General features: G+C 69.6%; 6 protein-coding genes. All 6 read right to left on the bottom strand.

From position 1 onward, the window contains the following. Positions 1 to 495: 495 nt before the first annotated feature. Positions 496 to 993, bottom strand: coding sequence for a DUF427 domain-containing protein (locus FOY91_RS20190; RefSeq protein WP_145155712.1), 498 nt, complete (start codon positions 991 to 993; stop codon positions 496 to 498). Next, positions 990 to 1,352, bottom strand: coding sequence for a thiol-disulfide oxidoreductase DCC family protein (locus tag FOY91_RS20185; protein WP_145155710.1), 363 nt, complete (start codon positions 1,350 to 1,352; stop codon positions 990 to 992). Before FOY91_RS20185 ends, FOY91_RS20190 begins: the two co-directional genes overlap by 4 nt. Continuing rightward, complete coding sequence (locus tag FOY91_RS20180; RefSeq protein WP_145155708.1) at positions 1,349 to 1,876, bottom strand: TspO/MBR family protein; 528 nt, start codon at positions 1,874 to 1,876, stop codon at positions 1,349 to 1,351. Before FOY91_RS20180 ends, FOY91_RS20185 begins: the two co-directional genes overlap by 4 nt. 66 nt (positions 1,877 to 1,942) lie before the next feature. Continuing rightward, positions 1,943 to 2,953 (bottom strand): aldo/keto reductase, encoded by a 1,011-nt coding sequence (locus tag FOY91_RS20175; RefSeq protein WP_145155707.1) that lies wholly within the window; start codon positions 2,951 to 2,953, stop codon positions 1,943 to 1,945. 32 nt (positions 2,954 to 2,985) lie between these two features. Continuing rightward, positions 2,986 to 5,406: a DUF3772 domain-containing protein gene (locus FOY91_RS20170; RefSeq protein ID WP_238995815.1), complete on the bottom strand. Its 2,421-nt coding sequence runs from the start codon at positions 5,404 to 5,406 to the stop codon at positions 2,986 to 2,988. Positions 5,407 to 5,559: 153 nt separating this feature from the next. Further along, on the bottom strand, positions 5,560 to 6,513 hold a 954-nt coding region (locus tag FOY91_RS20165), incomplete at its 5' end, for a glycosyltransferase (protein WP_145155705.1).

Genomic DNA, 6,513 nt, shown 5'->3' with positions numbered 1-6,513 from the left:
TATATTGCATAAAGCATATAAGACACATGAACGACCTGACTTTAACCGATAACTCCACGCCTGAACGCCGCAGAGAACCGGAGCCGCCGCCCACATGTCCCTTCATCAAATAACTATGAGAAAGAGCCGAAAACCTCTTCGATCCCAACCCAAAGGCTGAGGCGATCGTCTACCGATCCGGGGAGGAGCAGAAGCGACCCGGAAATCCAGGTCACCGCCGCCGGTGGAGTGGCTTCTAGGTCCAAGCCCCTCCCCCGTCAACACCGTTTTGCAGATTGTCTGCCCGGACAACGGAAAGGCCCGGAATCGCTGGCCTGGAGGTCGCCATGCCGCCGGCCGCGATACAGGTGCCCGGCTCAGACGGGACGCCGAATGGCCGAATCACTCCCGTGGGCGAGTCGCTTCACAGATCTGAACCACACCGCTGCGATGGTCGAACCTGATGAAATCGGCCGCAGCCGTCCAAAAAGCCGGCAACGTCCACCCTTCCCGTCTTCACCAGAAACGGCTTCCCGGCTCTCCTTTGAACGGCCCGGCAAGATCGCCGGTAATCCAGCCACCGTAAAATTCGCCGGGCTGGGGCGTCACCCGCTCGCCATCGACGAAACAGCCATCGAGCGGCGCGGCGTAGAAAGCGAGATGGTCGCGCAGCGCGGCGAAGGCGCGGGTCGGCGCGGGGTAGCTCCACGCCACGTCGCGGATCACGGACGCCCCCGTCACCAGATCATAATAGACCGCCTCTCCCTTCCACTCACAGAAGGATCGCCGAGCGGAGCAGCGCAGCGCGCTCATCAGGATGTCGGCGGGGGGAATATAGTAACTCGGCGGATGGCTGGTTTCGAGCGTGCGGACACTGGCCCGGCTGTCGGCGATCGTCCGTCCGCCGTGCTCGATACGGATATGGCCCGTGCAGGCTTCCGCGATGGCGGGACGCGGAAAATCCCACACGCTGGTCCGCCCCGGCCCGGCGGGTTCACGCACGACCGGCGTCATGCTCGCTGCTCCAGCCGTCGGGCCATCTGCTGCAACCGGGGTCGGACACGCAGGAAGGCGAGATAGACCCGCTCGAGGACCGCCAGCACCGCCGGCTGCCGGGCCAGCAGCCCGATCGGGCGAAGCAACGGGATCGCCCGCCACATCGCGGCGAAGGCCGCCGCGCCGGACAAGAGCCGGCCGTCCTCGGACGCATGGAAGCGCTCCAGCAGGGCGGCGCGGTCGGCCGGGCAGGTGCCGGGCGCGTCGCGCGCGTCGACGAAGCTGATCGCCCCCCGACGGTCGAGCCGGCGCATCAGCGCGATCTCGCGCCGGCACAACGGGCAACCGCCGTCATGCCACACGGTCAGGCGGGTCATGCCCCGCCCGCCCGGTTCCGCCGCCAGATACCGCCAGCGAGCAAGGTGGCGAATCCCAGCCACGCGACGTACGGCACCGCCGTGGCCGCCGCCGTGCGGTCGACCCGGGCGGCGGCGGCCACATAGCCCGCGCCGGTGACGATCATCGCGCCCGATGCGATCGCGCTCGCTCCCAGCTCCCGCTTGCGGAAAAAGATCTCCGTCCAGCCACCGATCATCGCGCTGTTGAGCAGCCACAGCCCTACCGCCGCATTGCGCCGAGCGTCCGGCGGCTGGCGCAGCAGGCGATAACCGCCGGCCGCCATCCCCGTCTCCAGCACCGGCCACACCGCGCCGAAGGCGGCATCGGGCGGCGTATACGCCGGTTTGTCCAGCCGTCTGTACCAGTGGCGGATGCCGGGATGCGACGGATCCGGCGCGTTACGCCGGCCCAGGATCGCACTGGCGCCCAGCACGCCCACGACGACAGCCAGTGCCGCCGGGCGGGACAGGCCATCGGCAGCGTGTGTTGGGGGATGGGTCATGCTGCGTTCCTGATCTCGGGTTCGTGGCGTAACGCCCGGCGCCCGCATCATGGCCCATCGCCCGCCTTACACGGCGTCCGGCACCGCCGCTTCGGGATGAAGTACCCCCTGCGCCCGCAGGTCTGCCCAGAATGCCGCCGCGATCTTCGCGCGCAGCGCCGCATGGTCCGCCAGCAGGTGGGTCGGGCTGGCGGTGCCGACGATCAGCGAAGACGCCACATCGGGTGCAAGGCTGAACTGGAGCGCGGCGGCGACGAGATCGACACCGTGTCGATCGGCCACGGCACGCACCGTCTTCAGCCGTTCACGCTTGTCCGGGGCGATCAGCGTATTCTCCTCGCCATAATTGTAGCGGTTGGCGCCGCCGAGGAAGCCGGCGTTCAGCGCCGACCCAACGACGAAGGACACCCCCTTCTCGCGCGCCATGGGAAATACCGTCTCCACCGCATTACCATGGTCGACCAGCGAATACTGGCTCGCCAGCAGGTGCACGTCGCTGTCCGCCACCTCCAGGCAGCGCAGGATCGGCTGCGGGCAGTTCACCCCCATCCCCCAGCCGTCGATCGTGCCTTCCTCGCGCAGCCGGGTCAGCGCCGGGAACGCGCCCTTCTCCGCCACGCCGAACAATGTCTCCCAGTTCTCGGGCAGCAGCTTGTTGTCCGGCGAAAGGTCGTGGACGAAGACGATATCGAGCCGGTCCAGACCCATGCGTTGCAGGCTGTCCTCGATCGAGCGGCGCACGCCATCGGCGGTATAGTCGAAATGCGGCGTGTTCGGCGAGTTACCGAAGGGAAAGTGCTTTTTCCCCTCATTGTCGCGCCCCGCGCGCAGCAGCTTGCCAACCTTGGACGAGATGACGAACTCGCCGCGCGGCTTGCGCGCGAGGAACCGGCCGAAGCGGCGTTCGGCCAGGCCAAGGCCGTACCACGGCGATACGTCGAAATAGCGGACCCCGGCATCCCAGGCGGCGGCGAGCGTCGCCTCGGCCTGCTCGTCGGTGGCGAACTGGAACTCGTTGCCGATCGCGACCCCGCCGAGGCCGAAGTCGTGCGGGGGGCGGTAACGGGGCGATGGCATGTGCGGGGGTCTTTCGTTGTGTGTCCGGGGTATCAACCCGGCAGCCCCCCCGGCGTATCCTTCGCCCCCCTCACGCTGTCCGGCAGGCCGAGCAGCTCGATCTGCTGGTGCGCGGTGCCCAGATCGATCCCGGCAGCCGGCATCCGGCGCAGCAGCTGGAACAGCATCTCGCTGCGTGTCGGATAGGCATCGCGCGGGCTGGCGACATAGGCGAAGCAGTTGAAGTTGATCCGCCCGTCGATGATCGAATCGAGGAAGATCTTCGGCTCGGGGTCGTCCAGCACATGCTCGGCCTCGCGGAACATGTCCTTCAGGATCGCGCGCACGCGGTCCGTGTCCGCATCCAGCTGGACCGAGAACAGCAACTGGATGCGGCCGATCGGGTTCGCCAGCGTCATGTTGCGGATCGTCTTGGTGATAAGCTCCGAATTGGGGACGATCAGCGTCGATCGGTCGGCGATCTGGATTTCGGTGGCGCGCACGCTGATCTTCTTCACGTCGCCTTCCTGATCGCCGATCCGCACCAGATCGCCGATCTTCACCGGCCGCTCCGCCAGCAGGATCAGGCCGGAGACGAAATTCTGCGTGATCGCCTGCAGGCCGAAGCCGATGCCCACCGAGAGCGCGCTCAGCAGCAGCGCGATCCGCTCCACCCCGATACCGAGCGAGGCGAGCGCCCACAGCGCCGCCAGAATCACGCCCGTGTAGCGCGCCACCATGCTGATCGAATTGCGCGCGCCATCGTCCAGCTCGGTCGTCGGCAGGTAGCGCGTCGTCAGCCACCGCTGCACGCCCCGCACCACGAACAGGCCCGCCGCCAGCACCAGCAGCGACCGCAGGATGGCGCCGGGCGAGATCGTGATCTGGCCGATCGTCACGCCCTGCGCCACCATGGTCGCCTGATCGAACAGGTTGCCCACGTTCGACCCGAACGGGCTGACCATCATGCTGACACCCAGCGCGACAAGCAGCAGCCGCACCAGCGCGGAAAGCACGACGCCCAACTGGTCCACCGCGCTGCCGCGCAGCCCCAGCCCGCCAGTCGCCGCGCGACCGAGCCTGCTCTCGCTGGAAAACACGCTGGTCAGGATATCGTCGGCGGCGACGAGCAGCAGGTAGAGGGAGCCTGCCACCACCGCCACCCACACCACCATCCGCGAAACGAACAGCGACAGGTTGACGTAGCCGAGCAGCAGCGCACCGAGCGACACGCAGGTGAGCAGCCAGCAGGCCAGCGACAGCAACGCCAGCCCGGTATGCGAGGCCGGCGGCGCCTCTTCCTCCCCGCCTGCGGAGCGGGCGCGCAGCCGCCCGATGGTGAGCAATATACCGGCGATCAGCACGCAATGCAGGATGGCGAGCAGCCCGTCCGCCACCGCACGCGCCGCATAGCTGGCCCCCACCGCCTCGTTGAAACCGATCAGCATCACGCCGACGAAGCCCAGCCCGGCGGCCGCCCATGTCCAGGGGCGCAGCGCGTCGGCGGTCGCATCGCCGATCGGCAGCAGCCGCCACGATTGTTGCCGGCGCAGCAGCAGCGCCCCGCCCAATGCCGAGACGAGGCCGAACACGAAGGTGGCGCGCACGAAGCAGACGGCCACCAGATTCCACGCCGGGGTCAGCATTCCCGCCCAGCGCAGCCCCTGCATCAGTGCGACGGCGGCGAAACCGGGCAACAGCATCCCCACCAGCACCAGCCACAGCGCCAGCCCCGATCGCCGCACCCGGCTGGCCGGCGCATGGGCGATCAGTCGCTCGCGCCCCAGCCGGCGGAGCATCAGGCGCAGCGGGCCGAGCAGCAGCAGCGCCACCACCAGACCGGCCCCCGCCTGCCAGCCATGATCGTCGCGCAGCGCCTGCCGCACCTGCGTCACGCCCGCCGCCGTAACCCGCATCACCCGCCGGATATCGCGCGGTGCCGCCTTCAGCGTGGCCGTCCAGAACCCCGGCGACAACGGCGAGGCGACCGCCGCCGACATCCGCTCGCCGAACGCCTGCGCCTGGCTCTGGTTGATCTCGTCGACGAGCTGCCCCGCCTCCACCCCGATCAGGCGGCCTCGCTTGATCGCGCTGTCGATGGTGGAGCGTTGCTGGGCGAGCAACCCGCGCTGGGCGCGGATATCGGGCGCTTCCGTCACTCCCGGCGTCGGGGTGCCAAGCTGGCCGAGCCGCGCGTCCACCGCCGCCAGTTGCGGCTCCAGCAGCGCCACCGCGTCGTTGACCGACTGTCGCACCGTGCTCGCCCGGTCGCGCAGGTCGCGCCGTTCGGCTTCCTCGGTCGGCTGGTCGAACGCCTGGTCGACGGCCTGCAAATCCCGCGACGCCGCCTCCAGCGATTTGCCCACGGCGACGATCTGGTTGGTATCCTGCGCCAGCGCCGGCAAGGCGAGGTTGGCGAGCAGGGCGACGATAAGCAGGCGAAACAGCATCGGCGCAGATAAGGCATCCGCCATGCTCCGCGCAACGCCGCCTGCGCGCGGGCATGATGCGGCGCCTTGACCGGGACATACCGCCGCGCCCCCGGCAGGCCCGGCAAGGCGGTGGCCCCGGCGCCCGCGGCGATGACGCGCAATCGATCGCACCTCCCGGCGCGGTCGTCGGCGTCTTCAGCGGCGGGTCACCAATCCCCGCAGATGCGCGTAGAGCGCCGCCGTATTTGCCTCCCACGTGAAGCCGGCCACCGCCGCGCGGGCTGCCGCCTGCCCGGGCGGATCGGCCAGCAGCGCGTTCACCCCCATTGCGATCGCCGCCGGATCCAGCGCCACCAGCCGCCCCGCCGCCGGCCGGTCGATCACCTCGCGCGCGCCGCCCACGTCCGCCGTCACCACCGGCGTGCCGCAGGACAACGCCTCCACCCATACGTTCGCCAGCCCCTCCGACGACGAGGGGAGTACCATCACGTCCGCCGCGCCCATCAGCGCCGGCAGTTCGGCGTGGGGCAGCGTGCCGAGGAACCGTACGCGTTCCCCTAGCCCCAGCGCCGCCACCCGCGCTTCCAGATCGCCGCGCGCCGGCCCCTGCCCCACGATCAGCAACGTCGCGTCGGGAATCATCGGCAGCGCCTCGATCGCCAGCCGCTGCCCCTTGCGCTCGATCAGATAGCCGACGCTGACGAGCAGCGGCCCCTCTACCCCCAGCGCCGCCTTCGCCGCCGCCCGGTCGCGCGGGGCGAACAGCGCGGCGTCGACGCCGGTGTGGTGGACGTGGATACGATCGCCCGGCAGGCCCAGCGCGATCATGTCGTCCCGCAGCGGGCCGCTCACCGCCAGCATGCCCCCCGCCGCGCGCCCGGCCGCCACGATCTGCCGCCTGCACCCCGCCTGCGCCGACCAGTAATGGATGTCGCCGCCGCGCGCCTTGATCGACACCGGCACGCCCAGCGCGCGCCCCAGCCGCACCGCCGCCGGGCCGTCGGGATAGAAGAATTCCGCATCGATCACATCGAACGGGAAATCCGCGCGAATCCGGCGCAGCAGCGGCAGCAGCGCGCGCGCCATCAGCCGGGGTGCCAGCGGCCCGCCGACCAGCGGCACGATGGGGAAGCGCGGCCGCTCCACCGC

The sequence above is a fragment of the Alterirhizorhabdus solaris genome (assembly GCF_007785815.1).
Lineage (GTDB): Bacteria > Pseudomonadota > Alphaproteobacteria > Sphingomonadales > Sphingomonadaceae > Alterirhizorhabdus > Alterirhizorhabdus solaris.
This window is presented reverse-complemented; position numbering and strand designations above follow the sequence as displayed.

What these genes read in the sequence shown, in the direction of transcription:
- FOY91_RS20190 (WP_145155712.1), bottom strand. Translation starts at nt 993, where the DNA reads ATGACGCCGGTCGTGCGTGAACCCGCCGGGCCGGGGCGGACCAGCGTG.
- FOY91_RS20185 (WP_145155710.1), bottom strand. Translation starts at nt 1,352, where the DNA reads ATGACCCGCCTGACCGTGTGGCATGACGGCGGTTGCCCGTTGTGCCGG.
- FOY91_RS20180 (WP_145155708.1), bottom strand. Translation starts at nt 1,876, where the DNA reads ATGACCCATCCCCCAACACACGCTGCCGATGGCCTGTCCCGCCCGGCG.
- FOY91_RS20175 (WP_145155707.1), bottom strand. Translation starts at nt 2,953, where the DNA reads ATGCCATCGCCCCGTTACCGCCCCCCGCACGACTTCGGCCTCGGCGGG.
- FOY91_RS20170 (WP_238995815.1), bottom strand. Translation starts at nt 5,406, where the DNA reads ATGGCGGATGCCTTATCTGCGCCGATGCTGTTTCGCCTGCTTATCGTC.